This window comes from Pedobacter sp. ok626 (assembly GCF_900100435.1).
Taxonomy (GTDB): Bacteria; Bacteroidota; Bacteroidia; order Sphingobacteriales; family Sphingobacteriaceae; genus Pedobacter.
In genome coordinates this window covers 156,664-173,557 of the sequence record NZ_FNEX01000016.1, presented here as the reverse complement: position 1 = coordinate 173,557, position 16,894 = coordinate 156,664, and the positions used below count along the sequence as shown (strand labels likewise).

12 protein-coding genes and 5 tRNA genes are annotated in these 16,894 nt (G+C 38.2%); 1 reads left to right on the top strand and 16 read right to left on the bottom strand.

What is annotated here, in order from left to right:
* Window positions 1-12: 12 nt before the first annotated feature.
* The 16 genes from rpoC to BLS35_RS20885 all read right to left on the bottom strand — a co-directional run bounded on the left by rpoC (window position 13) and on the right by BLS35_RS20885 (window position 14,721).
* Window positions 13-4,299: a DNA-directed RNA polymerase subunit beta' gene (rpoC, locus tag BLS35_RS20960; protein WP_090785126.1), complete on the bottom strand. Its 4,287-nt coding sequence runs from the start codon at window positions 4,297-4,299 to the stop codon at window positions 13-15.
* An 87-nt stretch (window positions 4,300-4,386) separates the two neighbouring features.
* Window positions 4,387-8,190, bottom strand: coding sequence for a DNA-directed RNA polymerase subunit beta (rpoB, locus tag BLS35_RS20955; RefSeq protein ID WP_090785124.1), 3,804 nt, complete (start codon window positions 8,188-8,190; stop codon window positions 4,387-4,389).
* A gap of 153 nt (window positions 8,191-8,343) precedes the next feature.
* Window positions 8,344-8,718 carry a 50S ribosomal protein L7/L12 gene (rplL, locus tag BLS35_RS20950; RefSeq protein ID WP_090785121.1) on the bottom strand — a complete coding sequence of 125 codons (375 nt, stop codon included), beginning with the start codon at window positions 8,716-8,718 and terminating at the stop codon, window positions 8,344-8,346.
* A 62-nt stretch (window positions 8,719-8,780) separates the two neighbouring features.
* Window positions 8,781-9,302, bottom strand: a complete 522-nt coding sequence (gene rplJ / locus BLS35_RS20945; RefSeq protein ID WP_090785119.1) for a 50S ribosomal protein L10 — start codon at window positions 9,300-9,302, stop codon at window positions 8,781-8,783.
* A 2-nt stretch (window positions 9,303-9,304) separates the two neighbouring features.
* Window positions 9,305-10,003: a 50S ribosomal protein L1 gene (gene rplA, locus BLS35_RS20940; RefSeq protein ID WP_090785203.1), complete on the bottom strand. Its 699-nt coding sequence runs from the start codon at window positions 10,001-10,003 to the stop codon at window positions 9,305-9,307.
* A 23-nt stretch (window positions 10,004-10,026) separates the two neighbouring features.
* A complete protein-coding gene (rplK, locus tag BLS35_RS20935) occupies window positions 10,027-10,470 on the bottom strand; it encodes a 50S ribosomal protein L11 (RefSeq protein ID WP_073232496.1) in 444 nt (147 codons plus the stop codon).
* An 88-nt stretch (window positions 10,471-10,558) separates the two neighbouring features.
* Entirely contained in the window at window positions 10,559-11,101 is a 543-nt protein-coding gene (gene nusG / locus BLS35_RS20930) for a transcription termination/antitermination protein NusG (protein ID WP_090785117.1), read from the bottom strand.
* 11 nt (window positions 11,102-11,112) lie between these two features.
* Window positions 11,113-11,310 (bottom strand): preprotein translocase subunit SecE, encoded by a 198-nt coding sequence (secE, locus tag BLS35_RS20925; protein ID WP_090785115.1) that lies wholly within the window; start codon window positions 11,308-11,310, stop codon window positions 11,113-11,115.
* 13 nt (window positions 11,311-11,323) lie between these two features.
* Window positions 11,324-11,394: transfer RNA gene (locus BLS35_RS20920), tRNA-Trp, on the bottom strand.
* A 110-nt stretch (window positions 11,395-11,504) separates the two neighbouring features.
* Entirely contained in the window at window positions 11,505-12,692 is a 1,188-nt protein-coding gene (tuf, locus tag BLS35_RS20915; RefSeq protein ID WP_090785113.1) for an elongation factor Tu, read from the bottom strand.
* A gap of 117 nt (window positions 12,693-12,809) precedes the next feature.
* A tRNA-Thr gene (locus tag BLS35_RS20910) sits at window positions 12,810-12,881 on the bottom strand.
* Window positions 12,882-12,964: 83 nt separating this feature from the next.
* Window positions 12,965-13,037 (bottom strand) — tRNA-Gly (locus BLS35_RS20905).
* A 32-nt stretch (window positions 13,038-13,069) separates the two neighbouring features.
* Window positions 13,070-13,155, bottom strand: a tRNA-Tyr gene (locus tag BLS35_RS20900).
* A 39-nt stretch (window positions 13,156-13,194) separates the two neighbouring features.
* Window positions 13,195-13,267: transfer RNA gene (locus BLS35_RS20895), tRNA-Thr, on the bottom strand.
* Window positions 13,268-13,474: 207 nt separating this feature from the next.
* Window positions 13,475-13,822 (bottom strand): ribosome hibernation-promoting factor, HPF/YfiA family, encoded by a 348-nt coding sequence (gene hpf / locus BLS35_RS20890; protein ID WP_090785111.1) that lies wholly within the window; start codon window positions 13,820-13,822, stop codon window positions 13,475-13,477.
* A gap of 14 nt (window positions 13,823-13,836) precedes the next feature.
* The gene (locus tag BLS35_RS20885) at window positions 13,837-14,721 is read right to left on the bottom strand and encodes a tyrosine-type recombinase/integrase (RefSeq protein WP_090785107.1); all 885 of its coding nucleotides are present in this window, start codon (window positions 14,719-14,721) and stop codon (window positions 13,837-13,839) included.
* Window positions 14,722-15,094: 373 nt separating this feature from the next.
* Here BLS35_RS20885 and BLS35_RS20880 point away from each other — a divergent pair, with 373 nt between their 5' ends.
* A complete protein-coding gene (locus BLS35_RS20880; protein WP_090785105.1) occupies window positions 15,095-16,891 on the top strand; it encodes an ATP-binding protein in 1,797 nt (598 codons plus the stop codon).
* The last annotated feature ends 3 nt before the right edge of the window (window positions 16,892-16,894 follow it).

Sequence of the window (16,894 nt, the reverse complement as noted above, 5' to 3'; positions counted from 1 at the left end):
TGTATTTAAATATTAAGCGTCTACTTCTTCTTGTTTCGAAGCTAATAATTTATCGTATTCTTCCTGAGAACCTACAATGATACGCTCGTATCCACGTACACCAGTACCTGAAGGAATTAAGTGTCCAACAATAACGTTTTCTTTCAATCCAAGCATGTTATCACGTTTACCAGCAATAGCTGCTTCGTTTAACACTTTTGTAGTTTCCTGGAACGATGCTGCCGAGATGAACGATTTCGTACCCAATGAAGCACGTGTAATACCTTGTAGCATTGAACTCGCAGTTGCAGGTCTTGCGTCACGAACCTCAATTTGTTTCAAGTCTTTACGTTTCAACTGAGAATTCTCATCTCTTAATTTACGTAATGAAATGATCTGACCAGGTTTAACAGTGTTTGAATCACCAGCTTCAACTACAACTTTTTTGTCGTAGATATCATCATTCTCAATCATGAAGTCCCAACGATCTGCAGAGTTGTTCTCTAAGAAAGTAGTATCTCCCGGATCTTCGATGTGAACCTTTTGCATCATCTGGTGAACAATCACTTCAAAGTGCTTATCGTTGATTTTCACACCTTGTAAACGGTAAACCTCTTGAATACCATTTACTAAGTACTCTTGTACAGCTGCCGGGCCTTTAATAGCCAGAATATCTGCAGGAGAGATCGAACCATCAGATAAAGGCATACCTGCTTTTACAAAGTCATTATCCTGAACCAGGATGTGTTTAGACAATGGAACCAGGTATTTTTTAACTTCACCATCTTTAGATTCGATAGTCATCTCACGATTACCACGTTTCACGCCACCTAGCGTTACCACACCATCAATCTCTGTTACTACAGCAGGGTTAGATGGGTTACGTGCTTCGAAAAGCTCAGTTACACGTGGTAAACCACCCGTAATATCCCTTGTTTTTCCAGTTGCACGAGGTATCTTAACTAAGATTTGACCTGTTTGAACCATATCACCCTCATCAATTGCAATGTGGGCACCAACAGGGATGTTGTATCCTCTAATCAGTTCACCTTTCTTGTCAACGATTCTTACAGAAGGGTTTTTAGTTTTATCACGAGTATCGATAATTACTTTCTCACGGTGACCAGTTTGCTCATCTGACTCTTCACGGAAGGTAACACCTTCAATGATCGCATCAAATTCGATTTTACCGGCAAATTCGGAGATAATAACTGCGTTGTACGGATCCCATGAACAAATCCTATCACCTTTAGTGATTGTAGCTCCATCCTCAACATATAAGAATGAACCATAAGGAATGTTATTGGTCATGATTACTTTGCCTGTTCCAGCTTCAACAATCTTGAATTCACCAGAACGGCCCAATACAATCTGAGTATCACCGTCTTCAGTTTTTGTAGCAACAGTACGAACGTTTTCAAATTCGATAACTCCATCAAATTTAGCCATGATCTGAGATTCTGCAGCAATGTTTGATGCAGTACCCCCAACGTGGAACGTACGTAGTGTCAACTGTGTACCCGGCTCACCGATCGACTGTGCAGCAATTACACCAACAGCCTCACCTTTTTGAACACGTTTACCTGTGGCTAAGTTACGTCCGTAGCAAAGTGCACAAACACCTCTTTTATTTTCGCAGGTTAATACCGAACGAATTTCAATACCTTCTAAAGGAGACTCTTCAATTGTTTTAGCAATTTCTTCAGTTACATCCTCTCCAGCACCTACTAATAACTTACCATCTAAAGGATTGAATACATCATGTAGAGAAATACGACCTAAAATTCTGTCATATAATGGCTCAACGATGTCTTCATTATCTTTCAATGCAGTAGTATACATACCTCTCAATGTACCGCAATCCGCAGAATTAACGATCATATCCTGGGCCACATCATGTAAACGACGTGTCAAGTAACCAGCATCGGCAGTTTTTAACGCCGTATCCGCCAAACCTTTACGAGCACCGTGAGTAGAGATAAAGTACTCTAATACCGACAGACCTTCTTTAAAGTTTGATAAGATCGGGTTCTCAATAATCTCACCACCTGAACCTGATTTCTGAGGCTTAGCCATCAAACCACGCATACCGCATAGCTGACGAATCTGCTCTTTCGAACCACGGGCTCCAGAGTCCAACATCATATATACTGAGTTGAAACCTTGGTTATCGCTCGATAACTGATTCATCACGAATGATGTTAATCTGTTATTGATACGAGTCCAGATATCGATAATTTGGTTGTAACGCTCGTTGTTGGTAATGAAACCCATGTTATAGTTGTTTCTTACCTCATCAACTTCTGCAGAAGCTTGCTCTAATAGCGCTTGCTTCTCAACTGGGATGTTTACATCCTGCAAGTTAAATGATAAACCACCGCGGAAAGCCATTTGGAAACCTAATTCCTTAATGTCATCAAGGAACCTTGCTGCACGTGCCATACCCGTGATTTTAACAATCTCACCAATAATATCTCTAAGAGATTTCTTAGTTAGCAATTCATTGATATAACCTACTTCTACCGGTACCATTTGGTTAAACAACACACGACCAACAGTAGTTTCCATCAATTTATTAACGATCGTACCATCTTCCAATTTAACATTTACCTTAACTTTGATAAATGCGTGAAGATCAATCATTTTCTCGTTATAAGCAATGATTACTTCTTCTGGAGAATAGAAAGAGAAATCTTGTCCTTTAACTACACGTCCTTCATCTGTTCTACGGCCTTTAGTAATATAATAAAGACCCAAAACCATATCCTGAGAAGGTACTGTAATAGGCGTACCGTTTGCAGGGTTCAAGATGTTGTGTGCTGCAAGCATTAATACTTGCGCTTCTAGGATTGCGGCGTGCCCTAATGGTAAATGTACTGCCATCTGGTCACCGTCAAAATCCGCGTTAAAAGCGGTACACACTAAAGGGTGTAATTGAATTGCTTTACCTTCAACCAATTTAGGCTGGAACGACTGGATACCTAATCTGTGCAACGTAGGTGCACGATTCAGTAATACAGGGTGTCCTTTTAAAACATTCTCAAGAATATCCCAAACTAATGGATCTTTCCTGTCTACAATTTTCTTTGCAGATTTTACTGTTTTAACAATACCTCTTTCTATCATCTTACGGATGATAAATGGTTTGAATAGCTCAGCCGCCATATCCTTAGGTAAACCGCACTCGTGTAATTTAAGGTTTGGACCTACAACAATTACCGAACGTGCCGAGTAATCCACACGTTTACCTAATAAATTCTGACGGAAACGACCTTGTTTACCTTTCAAGATATCAGAAAGGGATTTCAACGCACGGTTACCTTCAGTTTTTACAGCATTTACTTTACGTGAGTTATCAAATAACGAATCTACAGCTTCCTGTAACATACGTTTTTCGTTACGCAAAATTACCTCTGGAGCTTTGATCTCGATCAAACGCTTCAAACGGTTGTTACGGATAATCACACGACGATACAAATCATTTAGATCTGAAGTTGCAAAACGACCACCTTCCAAAGGTACTAAAGGACGTAATTCTGGTGGAATAACCGGAACGATCTTAATGATCATCCACTCAGGATTATTCTCTATACGCGACCTTGAACCACGGAAAGCTTCAACAACTTGTAGACGTTTTAAAGCCTCATTTTTACGTTGTTGTGATGTCTCGTTTGCAGCCTGGTGGCGTAAGTTATAAGATAAAGTATCTAAATCAATACGTTTTAATAAATCTTCTAATGCTTCAGCACCCATTTTGGCGATGAATTTATTAGGATCTTTATCATCCAGGTATTGGTTTTCTTTAGGCAACTTATCAAGAATATCTAAATACTCCTCTTCAGTTAAGAAATCCATGTATTGAATACCTTCTTCGGCCATAAAACCTGGCTGAATTACTACATAACGCTCGTAGTAAATGATCAGATCAAGTCTTTTTGTTGGTAAGCCTAATAAGTATCCAATTTTATTTGGTAGTGAACGGAAGTACCAGATATGCGCAACAGGAACCACCAAGTTGATGTGCCCCATACGTTCTCTACGAACTTTCTTTTCCGTTACCTCAACACCACAACGGTCACAAACAATACCTTTATAACGGATACGTTTATATTTACCGCAATGACATTCGTAATCTTTTACCGGACCAAAAATACGCTCGCAAAACAAACCATCACGCTCAGGTTTGTATGTACGATAATTGATAGTCTCAGGTTTTAACACCTCACCACTAGAGCGCTCTAAAATAGCCTCCGGCGATGCCAAACTAATGGTAATCGAGGTGAAATTGCTTTTTAATTTATTATCCTTTTTGTAAGACATAGCTCTTTTGTTTGAAAGTTGAAAAATTTAAAAAGTTGGGATGCTTTCAGAAAAGCCCTATACATCCCAACAAAATAACTTTCAACATTAGTCTAACGTAATATCTAAACCTAATCCACGTAACTCATGCACCAATACGTTAAACGATTCTGGTACACCTGGAGTAGGAAGGTTCTCGCCTTTTACAATCGCCTCATAAGTTTTGGCCCTACCGATAACATCATCCGACTTAACAGTTAATATCTCTTGTAGGATATTGGCAGCACCAAATGCCTCCAATGCCCAAACCTCCATCTCACCAAAACGCTGACCACCGAACTGGGCTTTACCACCCAATGGTTGTTGTGTAATCAATGAGTATGGTCCGATTGAACGAGCGTGCATCTTATCATCAACCATGTGTCCTAATTTCAACATGTAGATAATACCTACAGTTGTTGGTTGGTCAAATTTCTCACCCGTTAAACCGTTATGCAAGTAAGTTCTACCTGAAGCAGGTACACCAGCTTTAGCGATCCATTCTTCCACCTCGTCATGTTTAGCACCATCAAAGATTGGAGTTGCAAATTTAACACCCAATTCTTTACCGGCCCATGCCAATACAGTTTCATAGATCTGGCCCAAGTTCATACGTGAAGGTACACCCAGTGGGTTCAACACGATATCAACAGGAGTTCCATCTTCAAGGAATGGCATATCTTCATCACGAACGATACGGGCTACAATACCCTTATTACCGTGACGACCAGCCATCTTATCACCTACTTTTAACTTACGTTTTTTAGCTACATAAACTTTAGCCATTTGTACAATACCTGATGGCAATTCATCACCAACACTGATGGCGAATTTATCACGTTTGTAAGCACCTAGCTCTTCGTTTACACGAATACCATAGTTATGAAGCAATAACTTGATCTGATCATTTTTGTCATCATCAGTAGTCCATTTGTATGGATTGATGTGCGCATATTCTAGATCTGTCAAACTTTTCTGAGTAAACTTAGCACCTTTAGGGAACAACAATTCTTTATAAACGTTGAATACACCTTGAGATGTTTTACCATTCACAATTTGGAATAGCTTGTCTACCAATTCATTTTTCAGATTTAAAACAGCTAGATCATATCTCTTATCTAATTTCTCTATTGCCGATTTCTCTTCAGCTTTAGTAGTTTTCTTAGCTCTTGAGAATAATTTAGTGTCAATTACTACACCTCTGATAGATGGTGGAGTTTTCAAAGATGCATCTTTCACATCTCCTGCTTTATCACCAAATATCGCACGTAATAATTTCTCCTCCGGTGAAGGATCAGATTCTCCTTTAGGAGTGATCTTACCAATAAGGATATCACCTTCTTTAACCTCAGCACCGATACGGATAATACCGTTCTCATCTAAATCTTTAGTAGCTTCTTCAGAAACGTTAGGAATATCTGGTGTTAATTCCTCTTCCCCACGTTTTGTATCACGTACTTCCAATTCAAACTCTTCAATGTGTAAAGAGGTAAAGATATCTTCACGAACAATACGCTCGCTAATTACGATCGCATCCTCAAAGTTATATCCTTGCCAAGGCATGAAAGCAACTTTTAAGTTTCTTCCTAATGCCAATTCACCATTTTCAGTAGCATAACCTTCACAAAGTACTTGTCCTTTAACAACTTTCTGACCTTTCTTAACGATTGGTTTCAAGTTGATACAAGTATTCTGATTGGTTTTCTTGAACTTGATTAATTTATAAGTTTTGCTATCACCTTCGAAAGAAACTAAACGATCGCCGTCGTTTCTCACATATTTAATAGTGATCTCATTAGCATCTACATATTCAACTACACCTTCGCCCTCAGCATTGATCAGTGTTCTTGAATCGCGGGCTACGCGACCTTCCAAACCTGTACCAACAATCGGAGCCTCAGGACGCAACAAAGGTACGGCCTGACGTTGCATGTTCGATCCCATCAAAGCCCTGTTCGCATCATCATGCTCAAGGAAAGGAATCAACGATGCAGCGATCGAAGTAATCTGATTAGGTGCCACGTCCATTAAGTCTAATTTCTCAGGCTCAATAACCGGGAAGTCACCCTCATAACGTGCTTTTACACGTGAGGTAGTGAAATTACCTTTATCATCATAAGAAGCATTTGCCTGAGCGATCGTTTTACCATCTTCATCTTCAGCAGATAAATAGATAACCGGTTCGTCCATGACTACAATACCATTCTCAACTTTTTTATATGGTGTTTCAATGAAACCTAAACTGTTGATCTTCGCATGCACACAAAGAGATGAAATCAAACCAATGTTTGGTCCCTCTGGAGTTTCAATAGTACACAAACGACCATAGTGCGTATAGTGAACGTCACGAACCTCGAAACCTGCACGCTCACGCGACAGACCACCTGGGCCTAAGGCTGACAAACGACGCTTGTGCGTAATCTCTGCCAAAGGATTCGTCTGGTCCATGAACTGTGATAACTGGTTTGTTCCAAAGAATGAATTAATAACCGACGATAAAGTACGTGCATTAATCAAATCAGTTGGCGTGAAAACCTCGTTGTCACGAATGTTCATACGCTCACGAATGGTACGAGCCATACGTGCTAAACCAACACCAAATTGAGCGTATAATTGCTCACCTACTGTACGAACACGACGATTCGACAAGTGATCAATATCATCCACCTCTTCTTTAGAGTTGATTAGTTTAATCAAATATTTAACAATCGCAATAATATCAGCTTTTGTTAAAACCTTTACATGGTCAGGAGTATCCATCTTCAACTTACGGTTGATACGGTATCTACCCACATCACCTAAGTCATAACGTTTATCCGAGAAGAACAAACGCTCGATAATACCTCTTGCAGTTTCCTCATCAGGTGGTTCTGCGTTACGCAAAGCACGATAGATGTTTTCAACAGCCTCTTTTTCTGAGTTCGAAGTATCCTTTTGTAAAGTATTATATATAATGGTATAATCAGCCTGACTTGCACCATCATCTTTAGACAAGATGATCGTTTTAACGCCAGCATCAATGATCATATCAATATGGTCGTCTTCTAAAACAGTATCCCTGTCTAAGATAACTTCATTACGATCAATAGAAACTACCTCACCAGTATCCTCATCTACAAAATCCTCAACCCATTTCCTCAATACTCTTGCAGCAAGCTTACGTCCGATATATTTCTTCAAGCCTGATTTGCTAACCTTAACCTCATCAGCAAGATCAAACAATTCAAGAATGTCTTTATCAGAATCATAACCGATAGCACGCAATAACGTGGTAACAGGGAATTTTTTCTTACGATCGATATAAGCATACATCACGTTATTCACGTCAGTAGCGAATTCAATCCAAGAACCTTTGAAAGGGATTACACGGGCAGAGTATAATTTAGTTCCGTTAGTGTGACGGCTTTGGCCGAAGAACACCCCAGGAGACCTGTGTAGTTGTGAAACAATTACACGTTCTGCACCATTAATCACAAACGTACCTTTAGGAGTCATATAAGGTATGGTTCCTAAGTATACATCTTGAATGATGGTTTCAAAATCTTCGTGTTCTGCATCATTACACGAAAGCTTTAATTTAGCTTTCAATGGAACACTATAAGTTAACCCACGGTCAATACACTCAGGTATATCATAACGTGGTGGGTCAATAAAATAATCAAGGAATTCTAAAACAAAAATGTTTCTTGAATCTGTGATTGGGAAATTTTCAGCGAACACCTTAAATAAACCTTCTGTATGACGGTTATCTGAAGTAGTTTCGATCTGAAAAAATTCTCTGAATGATTGCAACTGCACATCAAGAAAATCTGGGTAATCTATGATATGCTTACTACGTGCAAAATTTACTCTTTGGTCGACTTTATTTGCCAATGGACTAAAGTTAATTTAGTTTAAGAATAAACTATTTGTTTGGTTTGCCGCTAAACAATTTCATCAACCAAACTAAATGAAATGTTTATAAACAGGTATAGACTCCGACTATACAGTCGGAGTCTACGTTTAATTTATATTAAAATTAAGTGATTACTTAATTTCAACTACAGCTCCAGCTTCTTCTAATTGAGTTTTCAAAGCGTTAGCTTCGTCTTTAGAAACACCAGCTTTTAATTCTTTTGGTGCGCCATCAACTAAGTCTTTAGCTTCTTTCAAACCTAAACCAGTTAAGTCTTTTACCAATTTAACTACTGCTAATTTAGAACCACCAGCTTCTTTTAAGATTACATCAAAAGTTGATTTTTCTTCAGCCGCAGGAGCAGCATCACCAGCAGGACCTGCAATTGCAACTGCAGCAGCAGCTGGTTCGATACCATACTCGTCTTTTAAGATTTGAGCTAATTCGTTAACTTCTTTAACTGTTAAGTTTACCAATTGCTCAGCAAACGATTTTAAATCTGCCATTTTTATAGATTTTAAAAATTTACGTAAAAATAATTTGTTTAATATGAACTTTTAAGGTGTCCTTAACCTTCTCTTTCTTGAAGAGTTTTAACAATTCCTGCAATTTTGTTACCGCCTGACTGTAATGCCGAGATAACGTTTTTAGCTGGTGATTGTAATAATCCAATGATGTCTCCAATAAGCTCTTCTCTTGATTTCAAGCTTACTAAAGTATCTAATTGGTTATCACCAACAAATACTGTTGAATCGATATATGCAGCTTTAAGCTGAGGTTTATCAGATCCTTTTCTCAAGGCTTTGATCAGCTTAGCTGGACCGTTACCTACCGTTGAGAATAATAATGCTGATTGACCTTTAAGTGCAACAAAGATTTCTGATGCATCGCCATCTAATCCTTCAATCGCTTTTCTGATTAAAGTATTTTTAGCAACTTGCATTTCAATCCCGCTTTCGAAACATTTACGACGGATACCGTTTATTTTCTCAACAGATAAGCTTGATGTATCGGCAATGTAAAAATTACCGTATTCCTGCATCTTCACTTGAAGAGCCGAAACGACTTCGTGTTTTTCTTCTCTGTTCATAATTAAATCCCCGTTACTGATTTAGCTTCGATTGCGATTCCAGGACTCATAGTTGAAGAAACATGAATGCTCTTAAAATAAGTTCCTTTTGCAGCAGATGGTTTTAATTTAGAAATTACTTGTAGAACTTCTAAAGCATTTTCATATATTTTATCTGCTGGGAATGATACTTTTCCTATTGAAGCGTGTATAATACCACTTTTGTCAACTTTAAAATCAATCTTACCGCCTTTTACATCAGTTACTGCTTTACCAACTTCGTTAGTTACAGTACCTGACTTAGGGTTTGGCATAAGGTTACGTGGACCTAAAACGCGGCCCAGTTTACCTACTTTTGCCATACAAGCAGGAGTAGTGATAATAATGTCAACATCAGTCCATCCACCTTCAATCTTGGCTACATATTCGTCTAAACCTACAAAATCTGCACCTGCCGCTTTAGCCTCTTCTTCCTTATCAGGAGTACAAAGAACTAATACACGTACAGTTTTACCTGTACCGTGTGGTAAAGTAGCAATACCACGTACCATTTGATTGGCTTTACGTGGATCTACGCCTAAAGATACGTCGATATCAACCGATGCATCAAATTTAGTTGTAGTAATCTCTTTTACCAAAGCAGCCGCATCCTTTAAAGAATACGTTTTACCAGATTCTAGTTTAGCATGTGCCTTTTTTTGATTTTTTGTTAATTTAGCCACTGTTGTAAACTGTTTTTTGTTAATTAATTTGTCCAAGGTGCATCACCACTAACGGTGATTCCCATACTGCGTGCTGTACCGGCAACCATACTCATTGCCGATTCGATAGTAAATGCATTTAAATCAGTCATTTTATCTTCAGCAATTGACTTAACCTGATCCCAAGTCACCGAACCAACTTTCTTACGGTTGGGCTCAGCAGAACCACTCGTTAATTTAGTAGCATCCTTTAACTGGATAGCAACAGGAGGGGTTTTGATGATAAATTCGAAAGACTTGTCAGCATAAACAGTAATTACGACTGGTAATACTTTACCGGGCTTATCTTGGGTACGAGCATTGAATTGCTTGCAAAATTCCATAATGTTCACCCCCTTAGCACCCAATGCAGGTCCTACTGGTGGTGATGGATTTGCGGCTCCACCCTTGATTTGTAACTTAACAAGCGCACTGACTTCTTTTGCCATTTTCTGTTTTGTTAATTTGTAATACTCAATGTTATTATGTTGGAAGCATGTAACATTTAAGATCTTATATTGTTTTAAAAACTTAAAACTATTCTTTTTCTACTTGCATATAGTTAAGCTCCAATGGAGTCTTTCTTCCGAAAATCTTAACCATAACTTTCAATTTTTTCTTCTCTTCGTTAACCTCTTCAATAACGCCGGTGAAACCATTAAACGGTCCATCCATAACTTTAACGTTCTCGCCTACATAATAAGCTACGTTCATGGTTTCGCCTTGTTGGCTCATCTCATCAACTTTACCTAAAATACGGTTAACTTCTGCTTGACGCATAGGAACTGGATTTCCACCCTTATCCCCTAAAAAACCAATCACACTATTAATATTCTTAATAATGTGTTCTAATTCTCCATCTAAAGTAGCTTCGATCAAAACGTAGCCTGGATAATAATTGCGTTCTTTTGCAATCTTTTTACCATCCTTCATCTGATAGTATTTCTCCATTGGTATCAATACCTGAGGTACCAAATGTGAAAATCCTAAACGACTAATTTCTGAATCGATATACTGTTTTACTTTTTTTTCTTTACCGCTAACAGCTCTAACCACATACCATTTCAACTGATCTTCCATTGAGCTATATTTTAATTAGAAAGTGATTTATAAAAAGTATCTAAAACAAAAGTAGATCCCTTATCCATTGCAAATACTACACATGCAATGATTAATGAAGCTACTAAAACCAATACTGCCGAATTTTGCAATTCACCCCATGTAGGCCAGGTAACCTTATGGGTCATTTCCTCGTATGATTCTTTTATAAATTGAACTACTTTAGCCATAATTATCTTTTTGCACGGGAACAAGGATTCGAACCCTGATCAAAGGTTTTGGAGACCTCTATTCTACCGTTGAACTATTCCCGTGTATTTTTTAATTCTTATCTAAGAATTGGCATTTTTTAGAACAAAGTACTTAGGTGATAAAGCCTAAGTACTTTGCTTTAGTGTTCGCTACTTCCCGAAGGAGGTATTGATTATTTTAAAATTTCAGTTACCTGACCAGCACCTACTGTTCTACCACCCTCACGGATTGCGAAACGTAGACCTTTTTCCATTGCGATTGCGTTGATCAATTTAACTGTAATTGTAACGTTATCACCTGGCATAACCATTTCAGTTCCTTCAGCTAGTGAGATCTCACCAGTTACGTCTGTGGTACGGAAATAGAATTGTGGACGGTATTTGTTAAAGAATGGAGTGTGACGTCCACCTTCTGCTTTTGACAATACATAGATCTCAGCTTTGAAATCAGTGTGAGGATTTACCGAACCTGGTTTACAGATAACCATACCACGACGGATATCAGTTTTCTCAATACCACGTAACAATAAACCTACGTTATCACCAGCTTCACCATAATCAAGGATCTTACGGAACATCTCAACACCTGTTACAGTTGATTTAAGATTTTCTGCACCCATACCCAAGATCTCAACTGGATCACCAGAGTTGATTACACCACGCTCAATACGACCAGTTGCAACAGTACCACGACCAGTGATCGAGAATACATCTTCAACAGGCATTAAGAATGGAAGCTCAGTTAAACGTGGAGGAATTGGAATGTAGCTATCAACAGCATCCATTAATTCCATGATTTTAGCTACCCATTTCGGATCTCCGTTCAAACCACCAAGAGCTGAACCTTGAATTACAGGGATATCATCACCAGGGAATTCATAGAATGATAACAATTCACGAATTTCCATCTCTACTAATTCTAATAACTCAGGATCATCAACCATATCCACTTTATTCATGAATACAACCAATGAAGGTACACCTACCTGACGAGCCAATAGAATGTGCTCACGAGTTTGTGGCATCGGACCATCTGTTGCAGCTACAACAATGATAGCTCCATCCATTTGTGCAGCACCAGTAACCATGTTTTTCACATAATCCGCGTGACCTGGACAGTCAACGTGAGCATAGTGACGGTTAGCTGTTGAATATTCAACGTGTGCTGTATTAATAGTGATACCTCTTTCTTTTTCCTCTGGAGCAGAGTCAATAGAATCAAATGAACGCGCCTCAGATAAACCAGCATCAGATAACACTTTAGTGATAGCTGCTGTTAAGGTTGTTTTACCGTGGTCAACGTGACCGATTGTGCCGATGTTTAAGTGCGGCTTGCTGCGGTCAAACTTTTCTTTTGCCATGTTTTTATACTTATTAGTAGGTTAACTTTTTATTTATTATTTGTTTTGATACTATTTCAACACGAAAAACCTTGTTCAGCTGCTTTACAACAGTTTCACAAAGCATCTCTTTTTTTGAGCCAAAGATGGGACTTGAACCCACGACCTCTTCCTTACCAAGGAAGTGCTCTACCGCTGAGCTACTTCGGCTTTTAAATCTTGTCTGCATTCCATCTAACCGAAACAAAGGTTAAATTCAAGGGATTGCAGATGCCCAGCTTTTCCCATTTTTGAGCGAAAGACGAGGTTCGAACTCGCGACCTATAGCTTGGAAGGCTATCGCTCTACCAACTGAGCTACTTTCGCTTTTAGACTTTCGATCTTTCGACCTTAAATCATGGTGGGGGGAGAAGGATTCGAACCTTCGAAGTCTTGCGACAACAGAGTTACAGTCTGTCCCATTTGGCCACTCTGGTATCCCCCCGCTTCTAATCTTTACATATCACTACATAAATCTTAAAAGAGCCTCCTATCGGAATCGAACCAATGACCTACTGATTACAAGTCAGTTGCTCTACCAGCTGAGCTAAGGAGGCTTATATATTACATTACTTACAAATCAAGCAATGCTTTCTACAATATTAATCTTTCACAGAACATCCCTCTTTCTTGTTGGGCCTACGCCCTCTCTGAATGGGAATGCAAATCTACAAGAATTTTAATACGATGCAAAATTATTTTCAAAAAAAAATTGGCAGAAGTAAATCTGCCAATTTCATATCAAAAACCTGAAAAATATATACCTAATAATCAGATACTTCATTCGCATTCAAGAGAACCTTGTGTTCACTCAACTTAATTCTCGTCTTATCTTTATGTTTAGTAATTTGCTTTCTTAATGATTCAATAGCCAAATCTGTCGCCTCTTCAAAGGATTTACATTGCTCTTTTGCAAACATAGTACCCCCTGGTACGATAAGTTTAACCTCACTTATCTTATTGGCCTCATCATCTACATTCTCTAATTTTAAATAAACTTCCCCGCTAATGATTTGATCAAAAAATTGATCTAGCTTATCGACTTTTTTCTGGATAAAATCTAACAACTTCTGGTCTGCATTGAAATGGATCGATTGAACTGTAATTTTCATATTTTCCTCCTTTTTTACGCCTTTGGATGGGCCTGTTTATATATTGTTTTTAATCTCTCTACTGAATTATGCGTGTAAACCTGCGTAGCAGCTAAACTGGCATGTCCTAATAACTCTTTTATTGCATTTAAATCAGCGCCCCTATTTAGCAGACTCGTAGCATAGGAGTGACGCAATACGTGCGGGCTTTTTTTATCTTGAGTGGATATATAAGTCAAATAACGCTGAACAATCCTCCTGATAAACTCAGGGTAAGCTTCATTTCCTTTATTAGTAACGATTAAGCCTCCCATTTTGTTATCAAAATTTTGTAATGTTTTAAGCGCGACATATTCTTTCAATTGTTCCACCAATATTTTACTAATTGGAATAATGCGCTCCTTACTCCTTTTCCCCATTACCCGGATCGTTGAATCATAAAAATTGATATCTTCTTCTTTCAGCGATAGCAACTCAGCCAAACGCATCCCTGTGCCAAAAAATGTTTCAATGATCAACCTATCCCTTACTGAAGAGAAACTATCGTCAAAAAACTCATCAGAGTCCAGCAACAAATCTAATTTTGCATCATCTATAAATACGGGTAGTTTTTTAGGCACTTTAGGCGCCTTAACCAGTGTCATTGGACTGGCCGATATGAAATTCTGGCGCAACAAAAACTTATAAAAACTGCGTAGTGTAGATAATTTTCTACCGACAGAGTTTTCCCCAACGTTATTGTCCATCAAGAAAACCATAAAATCTCTTACATGCACGTGCTTAACCTCAACTAAAGGTAAGTCGAATGTTTTTCCTATAAAATCTTCAAACTGAATCAAATCTGTTTGGTAAGACAGGATGGTATGTGAAGAATATCTCTTCTCGTGCTGCAGATAGGTTAAAAATTGCTCAACAGTCATAGAAAATTTTTACATGCTCGTTAAGTCAAGTTACAAAACATAGTTCAACTTTTTGTGTTTATTTTAACATAAACTTTAAACTAATCAACAAAAAAAGGCGGTAGCACAAGTTAACCTATTAATTTTCAAATCATTCCCCAGTCTTAGCTATAATTAAAAAGAATACTACAAATCAATACAATTAATTCTTACACTTTTTGATAAAATATTACCTAATTTAATTTCACATTTAGAATCTTATTTAAGAGATTTTAAACTAAGCATTCATCGTTGCATTTAAAGCATATAACGACAAAACTAAATGAAGAAATGGATTACACTGCAAGCTTACGGTTACCAATTTCCGAATTGCAAAAAATAATACAAATCAAATATGAACAAAGACATTAATGCCTCCAATAACCAGGCTTTCTTTTCTGAAGTTAAAGAAAGATCAGATCGGTTAATGAATTACTTTCTGATTTGTTTCTTTTTAGTAGGACTTTTAGTCGCCTCATACTATGACACCTGGTTAATTGCATTTGGAGTTGGTGGGACTTCCTTACTCGCCTACTATTCGGCAAAAATAGCCTTACCTAACTCAACCATATATCAATATGTTTTAAGCATCATATTAGGCATTTTTATGGCCCAGTTTATCTACCAGATGCATGGAATGTTTGAGATGCACTTTTTTGCTTTTATTGGTAGTGCCTTGCTCATAACCTATCAGAAATGGAAATTGCAGATCCCTCTATTAATTATTGTGGTGCTTCACCATACCATCTTCAGCCACCTTCAGAACATCGGCTTCACTGAAATTTATTTCAGCAATCAGAACTACATTGATCTCCAAACTCTCCTCAGCCACCTCCTCCTCTCCTCGGTAATATTCTTTATCTGTGGATTATGGGCTTATCAGCTGGAAAAATATAGCACAATACGCAAGCAAAATGAAGAAGCCCTCGATAAATCAAATCAGCAATTAAGAAAATTTAATCTGGAATTGGAAAGAGCCCGCCAGGATGCCGATCAGGCTAGCCAGGCAAAGAGCATATTTCTAGCCACAATGAGCCATGAAATTCGCACACCAATGAATGGGGTAATTGGGATGTCTGCCCTATTAGGTGAAACGACTTTAACAGAAGAGCAGCGAATGTTCAACGAAACAATCAACATCTGTGGAGAAACGCTGATCAATGTGATCAACGATATTCTGGATTTTTCAAAAATCGAATCAGGAAATCTCGAACTCGAAAGTGAGGAATTTGATTTACGTCGTTTAATTGAGGATGTCCTTTATATTTTCACCAGTAAAGCAACACAAACCCATTTAGTTCTTATTTATGACATCCAGGAAAATGTGCCCCTACAGATTGTTGGAGATCATTTAAGGCTGAAACAGATTTTAACCAATCTGGTAGGTAACGCAATGAAATTTACAGAGCAAGGGGAAGTTTGCGTAGTCGTTCACTTAGAAAATACCGGACCAAATGAACAAATCACATTAAGATTTGATATAAGGGATACCGGGATTGGTATACCAGAAGACAAATTAAATCGATTATTCAAAGCATTCTCCCAGATAGATTCTTCTACCACACGAAAATATGGGGGTACCGGACTAGGCCTCGCCATCTCGGAAAAACTAGTCGCCCTAATGGGGGGACAGATCTGGGTAAAAAGCAAGCCTGATCTTGGTTCTACATTTTCGTTTACCATAACCGCTTATATAGGAAACCTCAACAGACAGATGCGCTTTCAGGATGAAAAACTGATTCCGAATAAATTGACAACAAACTTTAGCAAGAAGTTCCCATTCGCCATACTCATAGCAGAGGACAATCAAATGAACCAACATGTGATTCTTAATATTCTGCATAAAATGGGCTACGAACCGGATTTGGTTAAAAATGGACACGAGGCGCTTGAAGCTGTTAAGCAAAAAGAGTATGAGATTATTTTAATGGACATACAGATGCCGGTCATGGATGGACTGGAAGCCACCCAGATCATTCGCAAAACACTTAAAAAGCAACCTATCATTATTGCGCTAACGGCTAATGTAATGACTGACGACGAAGAAACCTGTATAAATGCAGGGATGAACGACTATATCCGTAAACCCTTTAAACTGGAAGAATTGATGAGTAGACTACAAAAATGGCATTCAACCCGTATTGAAATATAAAAA